Source organism: Kitasatospora sp. NPDC088548, from assembly GCF_044753005.1.
Lineage (GTDB): Bacteria > Actinomycetota > Actinomycetes > Streptomycetales > Streptomycetaceae > Kitasatospora.
Window position 1 is genome coordinate 195,900 of record NZ_JBIVMI010000001.1, and the last position, 20,610, is coordinate 216,509.

At 74.5% G+C, this 20,610-nt stretch carries 17 protein-coding genes; 7 read left to right on the forward strand and 10 right to left on the reverse strand.

Features of this window, described 5'->3' with window-relative positions:
* Positions 1-33: 33 nt before the first annotated feature.
* Entirely contained in the window at positions 34-996 is a 963-nt protein-coding gene (locus tag ACIP82_RS00865; protein ID WP_363606469.1) for a helix-turn-helix domain-containing protein, read from the forward strand.
* Between the two features lie 81 nt (positions 997-1,077).
* On the opposite strand, the gene ACIP82_RS00870 is transcribed toward ACIP82_RS00865, so the two are convergent.
* On the reverse strand, positions 1,078-2,832 hold the full coding sequence (locus ACIP82_RS00870; protein WP_400649455.1) for a DUF2398 family protein: 1,755 nt from the start codon (positions 2,830-2,832) through the stop codon (positions 1,078-1,080).
* A 231-nt stretch (positions 2,833-3,063) separates the two neighbouring features.
* Between ACIP82_RS00870 and ACIP82_RS00875 the strand changes: the two genes are divergently transcribed.
* Positions 3,064-3,798, forward strand: a complete 735-nt coding sequence (locus ACIP82_RS00875) for a lysoplasmalogenase (protein WP_400649458.1) — start codon at positions 3,064-3,066, stop codon at positions 3,796-3,798.
* Between the two features lie 148 nt (positions 3,799-3,946).
* Here ACIP82_RS00875 and ACIP82_RS00880 read toward each other — a convergent pair whose 3' ends face one another.
* The 7 genes from ACIP82_RS00880 to ACIP82_RS00910 form a co-directional block, all read right to left on the reverse strand.
* Positions 3,947-4,546 carry a hypothetical protein gene (locus ACIP82_RS00880; RefSeq protein ID WP_400649461.1) on the reverse strand — a complete coding sequence of 200 codons (600 nt, stop codon included), beginning with the start codon at positions 4,544-4,546 and terminating at the stop codon, positions 3,947-3,949.
* Between the two features lie 167 nt (positions 4,547-4,713).
* Positions 4,714-5,517: an exodeoxyribonuclease III gene (locus ACIP82_RS00885; protein WP_400649464.1), complete on the reverse strand. Its 804-nt coding sequence runs from the start codon at positions 5,515-5,517 to the stop codon at positions 4,714-4,716.
* 117 nt (positions 5,518-5,634) lie between these two features.
* On the reverse strand, positions 5,635-7,422 hold the full coding sequence (gene ggt, locus ACIP82_RS00890) for a gamma-glutamyltransferase (protein WP_400649467.1): 1,788 nt from the start codon (positions 7,420-7,422) through the stop codon (positions 5,635-5,637).
* A gap of 131 nt (positions 7,423-7,553) precedes the next feature.
* Positions 7,554-8,660 carry an ROK family glucokinase gene (locus tag ACIP82_RS00895; RefSeq protein WP_400649470.1) on the reverse strand — a complete coding sequence of 369 codons (1,107 nt, stop codon included), beginning with the start codon at positions 8,658-8,660 and terminating at the stop codon, positions 7,554-7,556.
* Entirely contained in the window at positions 8,657-9,550 is an 894-nt protein-coding gene (locus tag ACIP82_RS00900) for an ATP-binding cassette domain-containing protein (RefSeq protein WP_363606460.1), read from the reverse strand. The genes ACIP82_RS00895 and ACIP82_RS00900 overlap by 4 nt, the downstream gene beginning before the upstream one ends.
* A complete protein-coding gene (locus ACIP82_RS00905; RefSeq protein WP_363606459.1) occupies positions 9,547-10,575 on the reverse strand; it encodes an ABC transporter permease in 1,029 nt (342 codons plus the stop codon). Before ACIP82_RS00905 ends, ACIP82_RS00900 begins: the two co-directional genes overlap by 4 nt.
* Positions 10,572-11,591, reverse strand: coding sequence for a substrate-binding domain-containing protein (locus tag ACIP82_RS00910; protein WP_363606458.1), 1,020 nt, complete (start codon positions 11,589-11,591; stop codon positions 10,572-10,574). The genes ACIP82_RS00905 and ACIP82_RS00910 overlap by 4 nt, the downstream gene beginning before the upstream one ends.
* Positions 11,592-11,950: 359 nt before the next feature.
* On the opposite strand from ACIP82_RS00910, the gene ACIP82_RS00915 reads away from it, so the two are divergent.
* Entirely contained in the window at positions 11,951-13,045 is a 1,095-nt protein-coding gene (locus ACIP82_RS00915; protein WP_400649475.1) for an alpha/beta hydrolase, read from the forward strand.
* Between the two features lie 81 nt (positions 13,046-13,126).
* On the opposite strand, the gene ACIP82_RS00920 is transcribed toward ACIP82_RS00915, so the two are convergent.
* Positions 13,127-14,719 carry a PucR family transcriptional regulator gene (locus ACIP82_RS00920; protein WP_400649478.1) on the reverse strand — a complete coding sequence of 531 codons (1,593 nt, stop codon included), beginning with the start codon at positions 14,717-14,719 and terminating at the stop codon, positions 13,127-13,129.
* Positions 14,720-15,136: 417 nt separating this feature from the next.
* Here ACIP82_RS00920 and ACIP82_RS00925 point away from each other — a divergent pair, with 417 nt between their 5' ends.
* From ACIP82_RS00925 to ACIP82_RS00940, 4 genes are all read left to right on the forward strand, one after another.
* Entirely contained in the window at positions 15,137-16,024 is an 888-nt protein-coding gene (locus ACIP82_RS00925; protein ID WP_400649481.1) for an FAD binding domain-containing protein, read from the forward strand.
* Positions 16,021-16,506, forward strand: coding sequence for a (2Fe-2S)-binding protein (locus ACIP82_RS00930; protein ID WP_363606452.1), 486 nt, complete (start codon positions 16,021-16,023; stop codon positions 16,504-16,506). The genes ACIP82_RS00925 and ACIP82_RS00930 overlap by 4 nt, the downstream gene beginning before the upstream one ends.
* Before the next feature lie 2 nt (positions 16,507-16,508).
* Positions 16,509-18,875, forward strand: coding sequence for a xanthine dehydrogenase subunit D (gene pucD / locus ACIP82_RS00935; protein WP_400650288.1), 2,367 nt, complete (start codon positions 16,509-16,511; stop codon positions 18,873-18,875).
* A 163-nt stretch (positions 18,876-19,038) separates the two neighbouring features.
* On the forward strand, positions 19,039-20,292 hold the full coding sequence (locus ACIP82_RS00940; RefSeq protein ID WP_400649486.1) for an XdhC family protein: 1,254 nt from the start codon (positions 19,039-19,041) through the stop codon (positions 20,290-20,292).
* Here ACIP82_RS00940 and ACIP82_RS00945 read toward each other — a convergent pair.
* On the reverse strand, positions 20,274-20,567 hold the full coding sequence (locus tag ACIP82_RS00945; RefSeq protein WP_363606450.1) for a hypothetical protein: 294 nt from the start codon (positions 20,565-20,567) through the stop codon (positions 20,274-20,276). The two genes, ACIP82_RS00940 and ACIP82_RS00945, sit on opposite strands and share 19 nt — an antisense overlap.
* Positions 20,568-20,610 lie beyond the last annotated feature (43 nt).

The following is a 20,610-nucleotide window of genomic DNA, read 5'->3' on the forward strand; positions in this document are numbered from 1 at the left end:
GGCGGATCCGACACATCCCTTACCGTTTCCGACATGAGAGTCTCGGTCCTGGTCGCCGACGGGGTCTTCGATTCCGGCCTCGCCGCGGTGCTCGACGTGCTGCGGACCGCCAACGAACTGCGCCGGGAGCTCCCGCAGCCCCCGCCCGCCTGGCAGGTGCGGTGTGTCAGCCCGTACGGCCCGGTGCGGACGGCCGCCGGGCACCTGGTGGACACCGCCACGCCGGAGGCCGCCGGAGCCCCGGACGTCCTGGTGGTGCCCGGGGCCTGGCGGAAACAGCCGGAACCGCTCACCGCGTGGGTCACCGCCCCCGGGCAGCGGCCCGTCCTCGAAACGGTCCGGCAGGCCCGCGCGGACGGGATCGCCCTGGCGGCGGCCTGCACCGGCACCTTCGTGCTCGCCGAGAGCGGCGTGCTCGACGGGCTGCCCGCCACCACCAGCTGGTGGCTCGCGCCCGAGTTCCGCCGCCGCTACCCGCGGGTGGCTCTGGACGAGAGCCTGATGGTCGCCCGGGCGCCTGGTGTCACCACGGCCGGGGCCGCCATGGCCCACCTCGACCTGGCGCTCTGCCTGGTACGGGACGGCAGTCCGGCGCTGGCCGACCTCGCCGCGCGCTACCTCGTCGCCGACTCCCGCCCCACCCAGGCCGGTTACGCCGTCCCCGGCCACCTCGCCCGCGCCGACCCGACGGTCGGCGCCTTCGAGCGCTGGGTCCGCGAGCACCTCGACCGGCCGCTGCGCATCGCGGACGCCGCCCGGGCCATCGGCACGAGCGAGCGCACGCTGCAGCGCGCCCTCGCCCGGGTGGTGGGCGTCTCCCCGCTTCGCTTCGCCCAGCGGATCCGCCTCGACCACGCGGTGCACCTCCTGCGCACCACCACCCTGCCGACCGAGGCGGTGGCCCGGCGGGTGGGCTACGAGAACGCCACGACCCTCACCACCCTCCTGCGCGAGCGGCTGGGGACCACCCCGGGCCGGCTGCGGCGGCTCGGGTGAGAAGGCACGGGTGAGCACGCGGCAACCGGGCGGCGCACCGGCAGGGGGTACCTCGGCCTCGGCCTCAGCCTCGGCCGGGCGCTACGCCCGCTGCTCCGCCCGCGGGGCCGTGGGCGCCGGGATCGCCGGTGCGTCCGGTGCGTCCGGTGCGTCCGGTCGGGAGTGGCGGCCGCTGCCGGGCGCGGGGAGCAGGTCGGCCGCCGGGGCGTAGCGGGCGGCGGGGGCGCGGAGGAGCCAGCCCGGGGGCCGGGTGCCGCGCGGGGCGGGGGTGATCAGGCCCATCCGGTGGAGCAGGTCCAGCGCGTCGCGGCGCAGGGCGGTGCGGTCGGCGAGGTAGTCGCGGCGCCAGCCGGCCGGGAGGCCGTACTCGTCGGCGAGGTCGCCCAGGACACCGTCTATCAGCGCGTCGGGGATCGGCACCTCGGGGATCGGCAGATCGAGGCCGGCGGCCGGCTCGCCGGGGAGCGGGCGGACCTCCTCGACCAGGCGCTCGACCAGCAGCAGGGTGGCCTGGGCGAGGGTGCCCGCGCCGGGGAGGGCGAGGTCGGTCAGCTCGTCGGCGGGGTCGAGCAGGGCGACGCCCTCGGCGCGCAGCTCGGCCTCCAGGCCGAGGAAGTCGGCGAGGGCGGCCGGGCCGGTGTGGCGGTGGCGGTGCAGCCAGGCGCGCTGCTTCTCGGACAGGTCGGCGGCGAGCACGGCCGGGGTCTCGGCGAGGAGGCGGCGGACGGCCGTCGCGGGCTCGGCCTCGGCGGCGCGGCGGATCAGGTCGGCGGCGTCGTCGGCGAGGGCGGGCGGGCCGGCCGGGACGGCCCGGGCGAGCTCCCGGTCCACCGTCAGGACGGCGGTCCGCGCGCGCGGGTCGGCCGGGTCGGCCGGGTCGGCCGGCAGGTCGGTGAGCACCTGCCAGTCCGCCAGCGCGGCGAGGGCCATGGCCCGGTCGGCGGGGGCGGCGGCCAGCGCGGGCGCGGCCTCGTGCATCGCGGCCAGCAGCCGGTCGAGCGGCAGCCGCTCCGGAGCGTCCACCAACAGGGCCAGGGCGAGGGCGAGTTGGGCGTACCCGGCGGGGGTGAACGGGGCACCGGTGACGGGGTGTTCGAGGCGGCGGGCGGCGCCGGGGCCAAGCCCGGCCTTGCAGAGGCGGGCATGCCAGGGGCCGACGACCAGCCGGTAGCCGAGCAGGGTGGCGAAGCGTTCGGTCAGCCAGTCACGGTGACGGCGGATCAGCGGGAAGCCGTCGGCGTGCGGCCCGGAGGCGGTGACCAGCGGGTGGGCGAGCAGCAGGCGGGCGGCGATCCGGCGCTCGGCGGCGGCGGAACGATCCTGCGGTGCGGCCACCGCCCGGGACCGCTCGGGCTTGCGGTGCCTGCCGGGCCTGCCCGGCTTGGCCCCTGAGAGGACGACGGGCAGCGCGGCCGCGTCCCGCCGGGCCCGCCGCGGCCCGCGCGCCGGGCGGGCCTCGCGGGAGCGGAGCACGGCCGGGGCGTGTGCGGTGGGGCCGTGCCACCAGCTGACGTCGGCGTCCGCTCCGGCGCCGGCCGCCGGCTCGGCACAGACGCCGAAGTGGCGGGCCGGGTAGAGGCCGAAGGAGGCGGTGCAGAGGTCGTCGGCGGTGCCCGGATCGGCCGCGGCGAACCAGTGGGCGAGCCGGAGCAGTCCGGGATCGGGCGACGGTGCGGCGGCACTCCCGGCCGACCGGCCCCCCTGCGGACCGTCAGGGCGGGCTTCGCGTACGGCGACGGCGGCGTCGGTGCTGTTGCGCCCCGCCTCGCCCGTGTGCCCGTCCGCCGTGCCACCGGCCACCTGTGTGGTGCCGGTCGCGTACTCCTGCTGCTCCATGTCGTGGACCAGAGTAGACGGTGGGCGCCGCCCCCGGTGGCAGCAACCGGACCAGCCGGCGAATTGGCGGACCGCCGCCGGGACGCGGCCGGGATCCACCGCCGCGCCCTGGCAGGGCGGCCGGCCGCTACGCGCCGGTAACAAGGCTCTTCCCCCGGACGCCGCCGGTCGCCTATCGTGCCACGACGGACCAGCCCACCCCCCGCCGCCCCTTCCGGAGGTCACCGCCGCATGAGCATCCGTACGACCACCCGCGCCGTGCTCGGCGGACGCCTGCGCTCCGCCACCGGGCTGCTCAGCGGCTTCGCCGCCACCTCGGCGGCCCATCTGGGCGCGATCCTCACCGGCACGTCCGTCCTGCAGCACGCCACCAAACCGGCCCTGATGCCGCTGCTGGCCGCACACAGCCTGACCGCCGCCGGGGACCGGGCCGCCGGGGCGCCGAAGCTGCTGGCGCCCGCGCTGCTGCTGAGCGCGGGCGGGGACGTCCTGCTCCAGCTCGGCAACGACACCGCCTTCCTGGCCGGTATGGGCTCCTTCGCGGCGGCGCACGTCTGCTACGTGACGATGTTCGTCCGGCGCGGGGCGCTCAGCGACCGGCGGCGGGCGCTGGTGGTCGCCGCCGCGTACGCGACGGCCTGGGTGACCCTGGTCGGCCGGCTCTGGCCGGACCTCGGCGATCTGCGGGTGCCGGTGGCCGGCTACAGCCTGCTGCTGGCCTCCACCGCCGTCACCTCGGCCGGGCTCGGCTGGCGGACCGGACTGGGCGGGGGGCTGTTCCTGCTCTCCGACACGCTGATCGCGACCCAGCTGGCGAAGTGGCGGGAGCTGCCGGGACACCAGTTCTGGATCATGGCGACATACATCCTGGCCCAGTACCTGCTGGCCAGCGGCACCCTTCGGGCCCTCCCCGAGGAGGACCAGGAGAACGCGAAGACCGCCCCGGCCGGTCCCGCGCCCGCCTGAGCGGGGCCCGCGCACCTGAGCGCCGCCGGACCCCCGGGCCCGGCGGCGCTCACGGAGCACTCTCGAACGGAACACTCGCGAACGGCACGCTCGCGAACGGAACAGACGTCAGCGGAACAGACCCGGACGGAGCACGGCCGGGGGCCGCTCAGAGGGATCCGGCGCCGCCGCGCCGCCGCAGCAGCCAGAAGCCGCCGACCCCCCCGGCGACCAGCGCCGCGCCGCCGGCCAGCTCGATCGGATCGGCCGCGACCGAGCCGCCGAGGCCGGTCTGCACGGCGCCGTGCGGGGCGACCTGCTGGCCGCCCACGCCGGACTGGCCGAGCGAGCCGGCCCACTCCCCCGCGGCCTTGCCGAATTCGCCGAGGCCCTGGCTGGGTGCGGAGCCGCCGGCGTCCTTCACGTTGACGTTGGTGGCGAAGGCACCGCCGTCGGGGCAGTTGCCGTCCACCTTGCTGTCACCGCCGTACTTGCCCGCCAGCCGGACGGAGCCGGTGTGCTTGCCGTCCGACCCCAGCGTGAGGGTGGCCGGGCCGCCCTCGAAGGCCGGGGAGTTGGCGGTGATGGTCTTGGCGTTGGGCTTGTCGGACTTCTCGCAGGAGACCGTGACCTTCACGGTCTGGCCCGGTGCGGCCTGGGACGGGCTGACGGTGGCCGCGCCGTCCTTGGCCAGCGCGAGGGGGGCCGTAAGACCGGTCAGCACCGTCGCGCCGATCAGGGCGGCGGCGGCCGTACGCGTGGGGCGCATACCGGAACCTCCGGAATTCTCGGGCGCAGCCGGGGACTCCGAAGTCCCCGTGATCGAACAACTACACCCAGTCATTCACCGACGGTATGCAGGCCTCACCCGCTCGGCCACCGCTCTGGACCGTTCGGGCGACGGCCACTCACACAGCGTGACTCACCGAGCGTGACTCACAGGTCGAGGTCCACCACGACCGGCGCGTGGTCCGAGGTGCCCTTGCCCTTGCGGGCCTCGCGGTCCACATAACTGTCGGTGACGGCGTCGGCGAAGGGCTTGTTGGCGTAGGTGAGGTCGATCCGCATGCCCCGGTTCTTCGGGAAGGCCAGCTGGCGGTAGTCCCAGTAGGTGTAGGGCCAGTCGTACTTGAGCGGGCGGGGCACGACGTCCTGGAGACCGGCCTCGCCGAGGGCGGCGAGCGCGGCGCGCTCGGCGGGGGTGATGTGGGTCAGGCCTTCGAAGGCGGCGACGTCGAAGACGTCCTCGTCGGTGGGGGCGATGTTGAAGTCGCCGAGGACGGCGAAGGGGCGCGGGCCGGCGGCGTCCTCGACCGAGGCCTTGCGCAGGGCCTCCAGCCACTCCAGCTTGTAGCGGTAGTGGGCGTGGCCGACCTCGCGGCCGTTGGGCACGTAGACGGACCAGACCCGGACCGGCCCGCAGGTGGCGGCGACGGCCCGCGGCTCGACGTCGGGCAGCAGGGCGTCGTCGGCGAGGTAGCCGGGCTGGCCGGGGAGGTCCCGCACCACGTCGTCCAGGCCGAGCCGGGAGACGATGGCGACGCCGTTCCACCGGCCGTTGCCGTGGGCGGCCGTCTCGTAGCCGAGCTCGCGCACCGCCTCGTACGGGAAGGCGTCGGCGGCGCACTTGAGCTCCTGGAGACAGAGCACGTCCGGCTTGGCGCTCTCCAGCCACTCCAGGAGCTTGGGCAGCCGCGCGGTCACGGAGTTGATGTTCCAGGTGGCGATGCGGACGGTCACGGCGGGCGGCCTTCCCGGTGGTACGGACGAGGGGTGGGCGCCCAGCCGGACGCCCACCCCGAATCTACCGCCGCCCACTGACAGGCCGGGCCTGCCCAAGGGATCCGGCGGCCGGGCTCAGGGCGCGGGCCGGACCACCGCCGCCGCGCCGCCGCCCCGGCGCACCGGTTCGGCGGCCGCCACCCAGCGGCCGTCCGGCAGGCGCTCGACGCCGGTCGCGGCGCCGATCTCCGGGGTGCCGCTGAACACGTGCCCGAGCGCCTCCAGCCGGGCCCGCTCGGGCAGCGCGAGGAAGGCCGGTTCGGCCTGGGTGGCGGCCGTGTTGCGCTGGCTGGCGCGCGGCGCGGCGATCGCCTGCTCCAGGCTCAGACCGCGGTCGAGCCGGCCGAGCAGCACCTGGAGCGTGGTGGTGACGATGGTCGCGCCGCCGGGCGAGCCGGCCGCGAGGAGGGGCTCGCCGTCGCGCAGCACGATGGTCGGCGAGATCGAGGAGCGCGGCCGCTTGCCGGGCCCGGGCAGGTTGGGGTCGGGCACCCCGGGGGTGAGCGGGGTGAAGTCGAAGTCGGTCAGCTCGTTGTTGAGCAGGAAGCCGCGGCCGGGGACGGTGATGCCGCTGCCGCCGGTCTGCTCCAGGGTGAGGGTGTACGAGACGACGTTGCCCCAGCGGTCGGCGACGCTCAGGTGGGTGGTGCTCAGCCCCTCGTACGGCTCGGCCACCGCCGGGCCGTACGAGGCGCAGTCGGCCGGGTGGCGCGGGTCGCCGGGGGCGAGCGGGCTGGTGAGCGCCCGGTCGGGGCTGATCAGGCAGGCCCGGGAGGCGGCGTACCGCTCGGAGAGCAGTTCCCTGGTGGGCACGGACGAGAAGCGCGGGTCGCCGACCCAGCGGTTGCGGTCGGCGAAGGCGATCCGGGAGGCGTCCAGGAAGTGGTGGTAGTACTGCGTGGCGCTCAGCCGGGACAGCTCGCCGTCCTCCAGGATGCCCAGTGCCTCGCCGACGGTGGTGCCGCCGGAGCTGGACGGGGCGATGGAGTAGACGTCGTAGTCGCGGTAGGCGACGTGGGTGGGCTGCTGGCGGCGGACCTGGTAGTCGGCCAGGTCGGTGGCGTCCACCTTGCCGGGGCGGGCGTCGCGCCCGGAGGCCGGGTCCACCGGGGGGTGCTGGACGGCCCGGACGATGTCGGCGCCGAGGTCGCCCTGGTAGAGCGCCTTGGTGCCCTCCTTGGCCAACTGGCCGTAGGTGGCGGCGAGATCGGGGTTGCGCAGGGTGGAGCCGACGGCGGGGAGTCTGCCGCCGGGCAGGAAGAGCTTCGCGGTGGCGGGGAAGTCCTTGAACCGGTCCTGGTTGAGCGCGGTCTGGTCCTGGAAGGTCTGGTCGACGGTGAAGCCCTGCTCGGCGATCCGCCGGGCGGGCGCCAGCGCGTCGCCCAGCGAGTGCCGGCCCCACTCCCGGACGGCCGTCTCCCAGGTCGCGGGGGTGCCGGGCACGCCGACCGAGAGGCCACTGGTGACGGCGTCGGCGAAGGCCAGCGGCCGGCCGTCCTCCAGGAAGAGCGACTCGTCGGCGGTCCGGGAGGCGACCTCGCGGCCGTCGATGGTGGAGACCCGGCCGCTGTCGTGGTCGTAGTAGACGAAGTAGCCGCCCCCGCCGATGCCGGCCGAGTAGGGCTCGGTGACCCCGAGCGCGGCCGCGACGGCGACGGCGGCGTCCACCGCGTTGCCGCCCTTGCGCAGCACCTCGATGCCGGCCGCCGTGGCGTCGGCGTCCACGCTGGCCACCGCCCCGCCCCAGCCCACCGCCTCGGGCACCTTGGGCGGTGGCGCCGCCGCCCCGGCCGGTCCGACGGTGGACCAGACCAGGGCGGTGGCGAGCAGGAGCGGCGGGGCGATACGGGCCAGAGCTCTCATCCGGGGCCTCCTGAGTGGGCGTCAACTCCGTTGTTTCACAGGAGGCATGGCCCGGACAACAGGGCCTCGTGACTACCAACGGGTAGTTGACGTTCCGCACGGCCCGTGGCCCGCGGCGCCCGTGGCGGGAGCTACAGCACGCTGCGCTCCACCCGGCGGCGCTTGATGGTGCGGAAACGGCGGGCCACCTGGCGGGCCAGGTCGGCGGCGCCGACCAGACCGGCCTCGTTGCCGAGGGCGGCGTGCACGATGGTGGCCTCGGGGCGGAAGCCGCGGCCGGTGAGAGTGCGGCGGAAGGTGTCCCGGGCCGGGCCGATCAGCAGGTCGCCGGCCTCGGAGACACCGCCGCCGATCACGAAGCGGCCCGGGTCGAGGGCGGCGGCCAGGTTGGCGATGCCGATGCCGAGCCAGGTGCCGACCTCGTACAGCAGTTCGGTGGCGGTCGGGTCGCCGGCCCGGGCCGCCTCGGTGACCAGCGGGCCGGTGATGCCCTCGACGGTGCCGCCGGCCCTGGCCAGCAGCGGCTGCACCACCGGCGACTCCTCGGCGACCAGCTCGCGCGCGTCGCGCACCAGCGCGTTGCCGGAGGAGTACTGCTCCCAGCAGCCCCGGTTGCCGCACGGGCAGCGGTGGCCGCCGGGCACCACCTGCATGTGCCCGAACTCCCCCGCCAGCCCGTACTTGCCCCGGTCCACGTAGCCGTCGCGGACGACCGCGCCGCCGATGCCGGTGCCGAGGGTGAGCATCACCATGTGGTCCTCGCCGCGCCCGGCGCCGAACCGCCACTCGGCCCAGGCGGCGGCGTTGGCGTCGTTCTCGACGATCACCGGGAACCGCAGCCGCTCGCTGAGCGCCTGCTGGAGCGGCTCGTTGCGCCAGTTCAGGTGCGGGGCGAAGAGCACCTTGGAGCGGTCGGCGTCCACCCAGCCGGCCGCGCCGATCCCGACCGCGTGGACGTCGTGCCGGTCGGCGAGCTGGAGCACCAGCTCGACGATGACGTCCTCGACCACCCGGGGGCTCTTGCTCCGGTGCGGGGTGTCGGTGCGCAGCTTCTCCAGGATCGTGCCCTCGCCGTCCACCACGCCCGCGACCACCTTGGTGCCGCCGATGTCGACGCCGATGGTGGGCAGCCGCAGGATGCTGGCGGGCAGGGCCCGGCGGCGGCGCTCGGCGCGCGGTCCGAGGCCGAGCAGGGTGGGCAGGACGGCCGGCCGGGTGGGGCCGTTGGGGCTGGTCACGGCTGCGGACGCTCCTCACGGGAATCGGGGTCGGGGTCGGACGGGGAGCTGGGAGGGGAACCGGGGCGGGAGTCCGGGCGGGGCTCACTGCGGCCGAGCTCGTGCGAGAGCTCGGCGAGGTCGGAGCCGCCCGCCATCTCGGTGGTGAGCTGTTCGAGGCTGATCTCCGCCCGGGGGTGGCTGCCGGCCATCCGCCCCCGCTTGAGCAGGGTGAAGTGGTCGCCGACCAGGTAGGCGTGGTGCGGGTTGTGGGTGATCAGGACGACTCCGAGCCCGGCGTCGCGGGCGGCGTCGACGTACTTGAGCACCACCCCGGACTGCTTGACGCCGAGCGCGGCCGTCGGCTCGTCCAGGATCAGCACCCTGGCGCCGAAGTGGACGGCCCGGGCGATCGCCACGCACTGCCGCTGACCGCCGGAGAGGGTGCCGATCGGGCGGTCCACGTCGTACAGGTCGATGCCCATCCGGGCGAGCGCCTCGCGGGTGGTGGCGCGCATCCCGTCGGCGTCCAGGCGCAGCGGGCCGAACCGGCCCCAGCGCTTGGTGCCCTGTTCGGAGCCGAGGAAGAAGTTGCGCCAGACCGGCATCAGCGGCACCACCGCGAGGTCCTGGTAGACGGTGGCGATGCCGCGGTCCAGGGCCTGGCGCGGGGAGGCCAGGCGAACCTCCTCGCCGCCGACGGTGTAGACGCCCTCGTCGTGCTGGTGCAGCCCGGCGATGATCTTGATCAGGGTGGACTTCCCGGCGCCGTTGTCGCCGAGCACGCAGCTGATCTCGCCGGCCCGCAGGGTGAGCGAGACGTCCTGGAGCGCCCGGACCGTGCCGTACGTCTTGCCGACGCCGTCCAGGGCGAGCAGTTCGTTCGTCCCGTGGTTCGTGCTGTCGCTCATCGCGGCCCCCGTTCGGCCCGGCGCTTGACCCAGGAGTTCAGCAGGGCGGCGAGCAGCAGCATCGCGCCCAGGAAGAACTTGAACCAGTCCGGGTTCCACTGGGCGTAGATGATCCCCTTGCTGGCCATGCCGAAGATCAGCGCGCCGAGCGCCGAGCCGGCCACCGAGCCGTAGCCGCCGGTGATCAGGCAGCCGCCGATGACCGCCGCGACGATGTAGATCAGCTCGTTGCCGACGCCCTCGCCGGACTGCACGGTGTCGAAGGAGAACAGCAGGTGCTGGCCGAGCACCCAGGCGCCGAAGCCGACGCCGAGGTAGAGCAGGGTCTTGGTCCGGGCGACGGGCACGCCGACCGCGCGGGCCGCGTCCGCGTCGCCGCCGACCGCGAAGATCCAGTTGCCGAAGCGGGTCCGCAGCAGCACCCAGCTGCCGACCAGCAGCAGGCCGAGCCACCACCAGACGGTGGCCTTGATCGTCAGCCCGCCGACGGTGACCTCGGAGGCGAACAGCCAGCGGCAGGAGGCGAAGCCCCGCATGTCGGAGATCGGCTTGGTGGAGACGGTGCCGGAGACCAGCTTGGTGACGCCGAGGTTGGCACCGGTCAGCATCAGGAACGTGCCGAGGGTGACGATGAAGCTGGGCAGCTTCGTCCGGCTGAGCATCCAGCCGTTGAAGCCGCCGACGGCCAGCGCGACCAGCAGCGAGACCAGCACACCGACCCAGGTCACGGCGGTGAGCTGGTAGGAGACCATCGACGAGGTCAGGGCCGCGGTGGTGACCAGCACCCCGGCCGAGAGGTCGAACTCGCCGCCGATCATCAGCAGCGAGACCGGCACCGCCATGATCCCGATGGTGGAGGCCGCGTACAGCACCGTGCCCAGCGAGGAGACCCGCAGGAACGGCTCGGCGACGGCGGCGAAGACCAGGAACACCGCGGCGGCGGCGATCAGCGAGCCGAACTCGGGCCGGGCGAAGAGTCGGCGCAGTGCCGCCGGGCGGTCCTGGGCGAGGAGGTCGGTGCTCACCTGGTCCCCCTCGCGACGTACTCGGCGAGCGCGTCGGCGTCGTCCCGGGTGAGGATCTGCGGGCCGGTCAGGACGGGCTTGCCGCCGCCGAGCGCGTCCAGGTTGGAGCGGTACAGCCAGAGCAGGTCGACGCCCTCGTAGCCCTGGAGGTAGGGCTGCTGGTCGACGGCGAAGCCGACGCTGCCGGACTTGAGGCCGGCCACCACCTGGGCGCCCAGGTCGAAGGTGTCGAGTTCGACGTCGCGGCGGGCGTCCTGGATGGCCTGGAGGCCGGTGGCGGCCATCGGCGCGGAGAGGGTGAGCACGGTGTCGATGGCCGGGTCGGCCTGGAGCCGGGCGGAGACGGCGGCGCGGGCGTCGGGCATGTTGACGCCGTCCACGTAGAGCACCTGGAAGGGGCCGCCGGCCGTGCTCCGGGCTCCGGCGCAGCGCTGCTCCTGGCCCACGTTGCCCTGCTCGTGGATGACGCAGAGGACGTTCCTGCGGCCGCGCGCGGCCAGCTCGGTGCCGGCGGCCTGGCCGGCGGTGGACTCGTCCTGGCCGATGTGGGTGAGCGCGCCGAACCTGGCCGAGTACTCCTGGCCGGAGTTGATGGTGATCACCGGGATGCCGGCCGCCTTGGCCTTGCCGAGGACGTCGCCGAGCGCGTCGCCCTTGGCGAGGGTGACCAGCAGGCCGTCGACCTTCTGGTCGATGGCGGCCTGGACGAGCTGGACCTGGTTCTGGGTCTGCGCGTCGTTGGAGTACAGGAAGGTGATGTTGTCCTTGGCCGCGGCCTGCTCGGCACCCTTGCGCACGGTGTCCCAGAACGCGTCGCCGGCGCCCGCGTGGGTCACCATGGCGACCTTCCAGCGCGGGGTGGTGACAGCGCTGCCGGCGCCGGCCGCGGCCTTGGCGCGGGCCTGCTCTGCGCGTCTGCCCCCGGTACTGCTGCAACCGGCCACGGCGACCACCAGTGCCAGGGCGGCGCAGGCGGGCCAGAACCGGCGGTAAGGACGAAAGCGGGTATTGCTCATCCCCATAGTCTCGCTTCCCGGCGCGCGCGGTATTGCACCGCCTCGCCCGCCGGCCGGGTCCGTACGCGCGGTATCGTGCCCTGCTGAGTGGCGATCCTGGGAGTTGGCTGGCAACGCCGTCCAGGACAGGGCCGATTGGGTGGCAGACTAGGTCCGGCCCGAAAACGGAACATCCCGGAAACGTGATGTTCCTCTCAGGTTCCGCACAGATTTGAACGGCAACCGATCTCCCGTTCCCCACCGTCTGATGCCATTGGAGCGCGTTCCGGGCGAGTGGGGCCCGGAGCGGCTTGAAACCCGGATACGAGAACTTGATGCAACTGACAGGTACGCCATTCTTCGTCTGCACGGTGATCCTCGTGCCGATCTCCATCGCGGTGGCGATGCTGCTCTGGGGCAAGGTCCGCGGACCTCGACCGGTGCGGATCCTGTCCAGACTTGCCATGATCGTCTTCTGCCAGATCACCGCCGTGACGATGGTCTTCGTCATGGTCAACAACGCCAACCTGATCTACGGCACCTGGGACGACCTGCTCGGCACCGGCAACCACGTCCGGGCCGTGCCCCCCGTCCCGCCGGCCGAGCACGGCACGGGCGCCGGCCACGGCCAGGAGGGCGGGGGCGACGCCAAACCGACCAAGGTGCTGCAGCAGTTCCACGGCGTGGACGACCCGAAGGTGCCGGGCGACGTCCAGAAGACCGACCTCAAGGGCCAGGTCTCCGGGGTCGACGGCGAGGTGCTGGTCTGGCTGCCGCCGCAGTACAACGACCCGGCCTTCAAGGACAAGAAGTTCCCGGTCGTCGAGCTGATCCCGGGCTACCCGGGCTCCTCCTCCACCTGGTACGGCACGCTGAAGGTCTCCGACCAGCTGAAGCCGCTGATGCAGCAGGGCAAGGTGGCGCCGTTCATCCTGGTCTCGCCGCGCACCCTGCTGCTCGGCAACCACACCGACACCGGCTGCGCCGACGTGCCGGGCAAGGTCAACGCCGAGGCCTGGCTGACCCGCGACGTACCGCAGATGGTGCTGGACAACTTCCGGGCCGACCCCGCCCCGGACCGCTGGGCCGTCGCCGGGTACTCGGCCGGCGCGCACTGCGCCACCAAGCTGGCGGTCGCCCACCCCGACCGCTACCGGGCCGGCGTCAGCCTCTCCGGCTACAACGACCCGGCCACCGAGCCGGACTCCCTGGTCGGCAAGGACGCCAAGCTGCGCGAGGCCAACAACCCGGTCAACATCCTCAAGAGCGCCGGCCAGCCCCCGAAGGTCGCCCTCTACATGAGCGGCAACAAGGGCGACGGCTACGAAGGCGCGGTCGCGATGAAGGACGTCGCCAAGGCGCCCACCACCGTCCAGCCGGTGGAGACCACCGGCCCGCACTCCAGTGACGTCTGGAAGAACATGGTGCCCGGGGTCTTCGAGTGGCTCACCGGGGTGATCCCGGTCCAGCCGTAGCACCGCGCCGAGGGCCCGCCACGACGCCGGTTTCCGGCGGTCGTGGCGGGCCCTCGGTCCGTCCGGCCGGTACCTACCGGCTCAGGCCAGTTCCAGGGCCAGGTAGAAGTCCACCCGGTCCTCCAGGCGGGAGAGGTCCCGCCCGGTCAGCTCCTCGATCCGGCCGATCCGGTAGCGCAGGGTGTTGACGTGGACGTGCAGCTGGGCGGCGCAGCGCGTCCAGGAGCCGTCCGAGCGCAGGAACGCCTCCAGGGTGCGGACCAGGTCCGCCTGGTGCTCGAGGTCGTACCCGATCACCTTGTCCAGCAGCCGGCCGCGGAACGCCCGGCGGACCTCGTCCGGGACGGCGGCCAGCAGCAGCACGTGCGAGGCCAGCTCCTCCGGACCGGCGACGCAGACCCGGCCCACCCGGGCGGCGGCGATCCGGCGGGCGTGCCGGGCCTCCTCCAGGGCGCCGCGCAGGCCGCCCGCCTCGGAGGCGGGGGCGGAGACGCCGAGGGTGATCCGGCCCTCCGGACCGAGGCCGGCCTCCAGCGGGGCGAGCAGCTCGCGCAGGGCGTCGGCGGGCACCGGGCTGTCGAGGACCGGCAGCACCACCACCGCGTCGTCGCCGGCCCCGGCGACCAGGGCGCGGTCGGTGGTCCCGTTGAGGGCTTCCTCCAGGATCGGCCGCACCGCCCCCTCCGGCAGACCCGTCCCCTCGGCGCTGAGCACCAGCCAGGAACCCTGCGCCGTCCGGCGCCCGGGCTCGGCGCTCTCGTAGCGGGCGGCCATCGCCGAGGAGGCGTAGAGGGCGCGGCTGATCTCGGCCGGGTCGGCGTCGCGCTGGAGCAGCGTCAGCGCCTCGTCGGCGAGGCGGCGGCGCAGCCGGCGGCCCTCGTCCCGGCGGTGGCGCTCGGCGGCGACCAGCCCGGCCAGGTTCTCGGCGAGCTGCTGGCGCTTGGTGGTCCACTCGGTGATGTCACCGGCGACCGCCAGCAGCCAGTCGGCGAGCGGCGTCCCGGTGTCGGGAACGGCGGGCACGGGCAGCAGCGAGTAGGCGCCGGTGCGCAGCCGGGCCAGGTGCGGGGGGCGACGGCGCCCGCGCTGGGCGCCGAGGTGGGCGCGGACCAGCTGGTCCCGGTCGTCGGCGGAGAGCCGGTCGGCCGGACCGGCGATCACCGATCCGGTGGGGGTGAGCACCCAGCAGTCCAGGTCGAGGTCGCCGCCGAGCAGGTCGAGGACGGCGTCCAGGCCACCGCCGCCGGCCGCGGAGACCAGCAGACGGTGACGGTCCACCAGGGCGGCGAGGTCGGCGGCGCGGTCGGCGGAGACCTGGCGGCCGATGAACTCGGCGACGGTGCCGAACGCGATGTCGTCGGGGACCGCCAGCAGCGGCATCCGGTGCCGGCGACAGGCCTCGATCAGGTCCTCGGGGACGGGCCCGACCTCGGCCTCGCCGGCCGCCAGGGCGACCGCGCCGCCGGCCGCGATGGTCCGCACGAAGCGCTCGGAGTCCGCCGGGCCGGTGCGCCAGAGCATGCCGGTGAGCACCAGCTCGCCGCCGTGCAGATAGCGGCCCGGGTCGTGCAGGTCCGTGGTCATCACACCGCCGACCTGCCGGTCCAGCTCCTCCTCGGCCGCGAGCAGGCGCAGACGCGGGGCACCGGGGGCGAGCAGGTCACGGACACGCATCCGCGGACTCCTAACGGGCTGGGGGTGAGGGCGGCCCGGGCGCTCGGCCGGGCTCACAGCCTGCCCGACCGGCCGGGCTCGGGGGGACGGACCGGCCGGTGCCCGGATCACGGGCCCGCGGCTCGGGAACCGCGGCCGGGTCACGGTCGTCGGTGGTGTCCGCTCCACGGCTGGGATGCGCGATTCCCCTCCTTAGAGGAACGTACAGGATGCCGGGCGGCACCAGAGCCGGGGCTTCATGCCATCGGTGACTGCCGACGGGCCCGTCCCGGCGGTTCACTGTCCACACGCCGCCGGAACGACGCCGGTGACCGGCATCCGGCGCCGAGGCGACGAGGCGGTCCACGCGATCCGGGCACCGGGCGGCGGGCACCGGGCCCACCCGTCCTGGCGCCGACGACGTGAGGAGACCCCCGTATGGAGTTCCTTCGGCCCGCCACCTGGGACGAGGCGCTCGCGGCGAAGGCCGGGCACCCGACCGCGCTGCCCCTCTCGGGCGGTACGGACGTCATGGTCGAGCTGAACTTCGACGTGCGCCGGCCATCCGCGCTCCTCGACCTCAACCGCGTCACCGAGCTCACCACCTGGTCGAACGACGGCGATGTCGTGCGGCTCGGCGCCGCCGTCCCCTACCGCCGGATCATCGACGAGCTGTCCGGCCCGCTGCCCGGCCTGGCGCTGGCGGCCCGCACCGTCGGCTCGCCGCAGATCCGCAACCGCGGCAGCGTGGGCGGCAACCTCGGCGGTGCCTCGCCCGCCGGTGACGCGCACCCCGCGCTGCTGGCGGCCGGCCGGGACGTCCTCGTGGAGGCCGCCTCGGTGCGCGGCACCCGGTTGATCCCCATCGACGAGTTCTACGTCGGGGTGAAGCGCAACTCGCTGGAGCCGGACGAGCTGATCCGCGCCGTGCGGATCCCGGTCGCGGACGGCCCCCAGCAGTTCTCCAAGGTCGGCACCCGCAACGCCATGGTGATCGCGGTCTGCGCGTTCGGCTTCGCCCTCCACCCGGGGAGCGGCACCGTCGGCACCGGGATCGGCTCGGCCGCCCCCACGCCGCGCCGCGCCGTCGAGGCCGAGGAGTACCTCCAGGGCGTGCTCGCCGGGCGCGGCCTCTGGGAGTCCGGCGGCCCGCTGGGCGCCGGGGTGGTTCAGCGGTTCGGCGAGCTGGTGAAGGCCGCCGCCGCACCGATCGACGACGTCCGCGGCACCGCCGACTACCGGCGGCACGCGCTGGCCGTGCTGGCCCGGCGCACCCTCACCTGGACGTGGAACGACTACGGCAAGCAGATCGGGAGCGCGGCATGAGGGTCACATTCACCGCCAACGGCAGGCCGGTCGAGGCCGACGACGTGTGGGAGGGCGAGAGCCTGCTGTACGTGCTGCGCGAGCGCGTGGGCCTGCCGGGCTCGAAGAACGCCTGCGAGCAGGGCGAGTGCGGCTCCTGCACGGTCTACCTGGACGGCGTGCCGGTCTGTTCCTGCCTGGTCGCGGCCGGCCAGGTCCAGGACCGGGACGTCCGCACGGTCGAGGGCCTGACCGGCGAGAACGGTGAACTGGGCCTCGTCCAGCAGGCGTTCGTCGACGCCGGGGCCGTCCAGTGCGGCTTCTGCACCCCCGGCCTGCTGGTGCAGACCGACGCGCTGCTCGCCAGGGACGCCCGGCCGGGCGACGACGACATCCGCGAGGCGCTCTCCGGCAACCTCTGCCGCTGCACCGGCTACGGGAAGATCATGGACGCGGTGCGGCTGGCCTCCGCCCGCATGGGCGGCAAGGCGGTCGCGGAATGAGCATGCGCACCCTCCGGGGCCAGAAGAACCTCCAGGACATCCGGCAGACCGGCGGGGACGGCGTCGGCGGCTCGCCGCTGCGCCCGGACGGCGCGCTGAAGGTCAGGGGCGAGTTCGCCTACTCGTCCGACCTGTGGCACGAGGACATGCTCTGGGGTACGGCCCTGCGCTCGCCGCACCCCCGCGCCACCATCCGCTCGGTGGACGTCTCCGAGGCACTGAGGCTGCCCGGGGTGTACGCCGTGCTCACCCACGAGGACATCCCGGGCTCCAAGTACTACGGCCTGGAGATCCAGGACCAGCCGGTCCTGGCGATCGACAAGGTCCGCCACCACGGCGAGGCGATCGCGCTGGTCGCGGCCGACCACCCGGAGACGGCCCGCCGCGCGGTGGAGCGGATCAGGGTCGAGTACGAGGTGCTCACCCCGATCACCACCGAGGAGCAGTGCCTCGACCCGGAGACCCACGGCCATGTGCACGAGCCGCACGAGTACAGGTCGCACGGGCACGGCAACATCTGCCACGAGCAGCGGCTGGTCTCCGGCCTCGGGGTGACCGACGAGGTGCGGGCGATGGCGGACGTCACCGTCAGCGGCAGCTACGAGGTCGGCATGCAGGACCAGGCCTTCCTCGGCCCCGAGTCCGGCCTGGCGGTGCCCGCCGAGGACGGCGGCATCGACCTCTACATCGCCACCCAGTGGCTGCACGTGGACCGCCGGCAGATGGCCCCCGTGCTGGCCCTGCCGGAGGAGAGGATCCGGCTCACCCTGGCCGGCGTCGGCGGCGCCTTCGGCGGTCGCGAGGACCTCTCGATGCAGATCCACGCCGGTCTGCTGGCGCTGCGCACCGGCAAGCCGGTCAAGATCGTCTACTCCCGCGACGAGTCCTTCTTCGGCCATGTCCACCGCCACCCGGCCCGGATGACGTACGAGCACGGCGCCACCCGGGACGGCAGGCTGGTCTTCGCCGACTGCCGGATCGTGCTGGACGGCGGTGCGTACGCCTCCTCCTCACCCGCCGTGGTCGGCAACGCGGCCTCGCTCGGCCACGGCCCGTACGTGATCCCGAACGTGCGGATGCACGCCATCGCGCTCTACAGCAACAACCCGCCCTGCGGGGCGATGCGCGGCTTCGGCGCCGTCCAGGCCGCGTTCGGCTACGAGACGCAGATGGACAAGCTGGCCGCCGCCCTGGGCATGGACCCGGTCGAGCTGCGGCGGCTGAACGCGATGGCCGAGGGCGACCGGCTGCCCACCGGCCAGCGGATCGACTCACCCGCCCCGGTCGCCGAACTCCTGCGCCGCGTCAAGGACATGCCGCTCCCGCCACCGCTGGACCCCGACCGCCCGGACATCCGGCGGCTCCCGGGCGCGCTGTCCAACACCTCGCACGGCGAGGGCATCGTGCGCGGTGTCGGCTACTCGGTCGGCATCAAGAACGTCGGCTTCTCCGAGGGCTTCGACGACTACTCCACCGCCCGGGTGCGGCTGGAGGTGATCGGCGGCGAGCCGGTCGCCATGGTGCACACCGCGATGGCGGAGGTCGGCCAGGGCGGGGTCACCGTGCACGCCCAGATCGCCCGCACCGAGCTGGGCGTCGAGCAGGTGACCATCCAGCCGGCCAACACCGAGGTCGGCTCGGCCGGTTCGACCTCCGCCTCCCGGCAGACCTACATGACCGGCGGCGCGGTCAAGCTCGCCGCCGAGGCCGTCCGGCAGGCGCTGATCGAGAAGGGCCGCCGGCGTTACGGCTGGACCCACCACGACCTCACGCTGAGCGCCGGAACGGTGGTCTCGGCGTCGGCCGGCCCGCTGGTGGCCATGGTCGACCTGCTCGGCGACGACGCGATCGACCTCACCCGCGAGCACCACCACCGCCCGACCGTCCCGTTCGACAAGGAGACCGGGCAGGGCTCCGGCCACCTCCAGTACTCCTTCTGCGCCAACCGCGCGGTCGTCGACGTGGACGTCGAACTCGGCCTGGTCAAGGTGGTCGAGCTGACCGCCGTCCAGGACGTCGGCAAGGCGCTCAACCCGCTCTCGGTGGTCGGCCAGATCCAGGGCGGCTGCGCCCAGGCGCTCGGCCTGGCCGTGATGGAGGAGATCGTCGTCAAGGACGGGAAGGTGCGCAACGCCTCCTTCACCGACTACCTGATCCCCACCATCCTGGACACCCCGCCGATGCCGGTGGAGCTCCTCGAACTGCCCGACCCGCACGCCCCGTACGGGCTGCGCGGGGTGGGCGAGGCCCCGACCGTCTCCGCGACGCCGTCCATCGTGGCCGCCATCCGCGACGCCACCGGGCTGGCGCTGCACCGGATCCCGGTCCGGCCCGAGCACCTGACCACCGAGGCCCCCGGGGCGCGGTAGCCCGGCGGGCCGGCCCGAACGTCCCCGGGGCCGCGGCCGTCCTGGGGGCTCGGCCGTCGCCGACGAACCGCGCGCCGGCCGCACCGTCGCCGGGCCGGAATCGTTTCCCGTACGGCGGCCCTTCCGGCCCGCCCCGACTTCGTCGCGCGAGGAGTTCCCCGACATGCAGGACATCGCCGAGCAGCTGCGGGCCTGGCACGCGTCCGGGCGCTCCTTCGCCGTGGCCACCGTCGTCGGGGTCGCCGGCAGCGCGCCGCGCGACCCGGGGGCGGCCCTCGCCGTGGACGCGGCCGGCGAGGCGGTCGGCAGTGTCTCCGGCGGCTGCGTCGAGGGCGCCGTGTACGAGCTGTGCCGGGCCGCCCTCGCCTCCGGCGAACCGGTGCTGAAGCGGTTCGGCTACAACGACGAGGACGCCTTCGCGGTCGGCCTGACCTGCGGCGGCGTCCTGGACGTCTTCGTCCAGCCGGTCACCCCCGGCACCGACCCCGCCCTGGACACCGGCATCGCGGCCATCGCCGCCGGCACCCCGGTGGCCCTCGCCCGGGTGATCGCCGGCCCCGGCGGGCTGGTCGGCGCCGCCCTCGCCGTCACCGCCGACACCCGCCACGGCTCCCTCTCCCCCGCGCGCCCCGCCGCGCACCGCCTCACCGCGCTGGAGCGCGCGATCACCGCCGAGGCGCGGGCCATGCTGGACGCCGGACGCACCGGCCGGGTCGTCCTCGGCCTGGACGGGCGCCCCTGCGGCGAACGTGAACCGGCCACCGTCCGTGAGCAAGGCAGCGTCACCGTCTTCGTCGAGTCCTGCGTTCCCCCGCCCCGCATGCTGGTCTTCGGCGCCATCGACTTCGCCGCCGCCGTGGTGCGGATCGGCAAGTTCCTCGGCTACCACGTCACCGTCTGCGACGCCCGCCCGGTCTTCGCCACCGAACGCCGCTTCCCCGAGGCCGACCAGGTCGTCGTGGACTGGCCGCACCGCTACCTCGACTCCCAGCTGGCCCTCCCGGACGGCGCGGCGGCGATCGACGGGCGGACGGTGCTCTGCGTCCTCACCCACGACGCCAAGTTCGACATCCCGCTGCTGGAACGCGCCCTGCGGCTGCCGGTCGGCTACGTCGGCGCGATGGGCTCGCGCCGCACCCACCACGACCGGCTGGCCCGGCTGCGCGAGGCCGGCCTCACCGACGCCGAGATCGCCCGGCTGCGCTCCCCGATCGGCCTCGACCTCGGCGCCCGCACCCCCGAGGAGACGGCCGTCTCGGTGGCCGCCGAGATCATCGCCCACCGCCGCGGCGGCGGCAGCCGGCCGCTGAGCTCCGGCAGCGGGCCGATCCACCACGACCTGGCGCGAACGGACGGGCCGAGGCCGGGAAGCCGCGGTCGCACGCGGCCTGAACGCGCTCAGGTCACCACGTTGTAGGCCTGGCAGAGCAGCGGCGGCACGGCCGGGATGCCGACCTCCTGGAGGATCGGCATCAGCACCGCCGCATAGTGTTCGAACGCCTCCCGGGACTCCCACACGTCGGTGACCAGCCAGCCGCCGTCCGGCGTCGGGCCCGCCGTGTGCAGCACCAGCCCGCGCACCGGCCAGTCGGACGGCGCGTTGAGGCCCGCACCGCCGGTCAGCCGGTCCACGGCCTCCTCGTACTGGGCCAGACCGACCCCGGGGAACTCGAACGTCGCGATGATGGCCATGGGGCCGCTCCTGTCTCCGGCCCGCCGGGCCGGGGCCGTGTCG

Coding starts and splice junctions, on each gene's coding strand:
- ACIP82_RS00865 (WP_363606469.1), top strand. CDS start 34: ATGAGAGTCTCGGTCCTGGTCGCCGACGGGGTCTTCGATTCCGGCCTC.
- ACIP82_RS00870 (WP_400649455.1), bottom strand. CDS start 2,832: ATGGAGCAGCAGGAGTACGCGACCGGCACCACACAGGTGGCCGGTGGC.
- ACIP82_RS00875 (WP_400649458.1), top strand. CDS start 3,064: ATGAGCATCCGTACGACCACCCGCGCCGTGCTCGGCGGACGCCTGCGC.
- ACIP82_RS00880 (WP_400649461.1), bottom strand. CDS start 4,546: ATGCGCCCCACGCGTACGGCCGCCGCCGCCCTGATCGGCGCGACGGTG.
- ggt (WP_400649467.1), bottom strand. CDS start 7,422: ATGAGAGCTCTGGCCCGTATCGCCCCGCCGCTCCTGCTCGCCACCGCC.
- ACIP82_RS00900 (WP_363606460.1), bottom strand. CDS start 9,550: ATGAGCGACAGCACGAACCACGGGACGAACGAACTGCTCGCCCTGGAC.
- ACIP82_RS00910 (WP_363606458.1), bottom strand. CDS start 11,591: ATGAGCAATACCCGCTTTCGTCCTTACCGCCGGTTCTGGCCCGCCTGC.
- ACIP82_RS00920 (WP_400649478.1), bottom strand. CDS start 14,719: ATGCGTGTCCGTGACCTGCTCGCCCCCGGTGCCCCGCGTCTGCGCCTG.
- ACIP82_RS00925 (WP_400649481.1), top strand. CDS start 15,137: ATGGAGTTCCTTCGGCCCGCCACCTGGGACGAGGCGCTCGCGGCGAAG.
- ACIP82_RS00930 (WP_363606452.1), top strand. CDS start 16,021: ATGAGGGTCACATTCACCGCCAACGGCAGGCCGGTCGAGGCCGACGAC.
- pucD (WP_400650288.1), top strand. CDS start 16,509: ATGCGCACCCTCCGGGGCCAGAAGAACCTCCAGGACATCCGGCAGACC.
- ACIP82_RS00940 (WP_400649486.1), top strand. CDS start 19,039: ATGCAGGACATCGCCGAGCAGCTGCGGGCCTGGCACGCGTCCGGGCGC.
- ACIP82_RS00945 (WP_363606450.1), bottom strand. CDS start 20,567: ATGGCCATCATCGCGACGTTCGAGTTCCCCGGGGTCGGTCTGGCCCAG.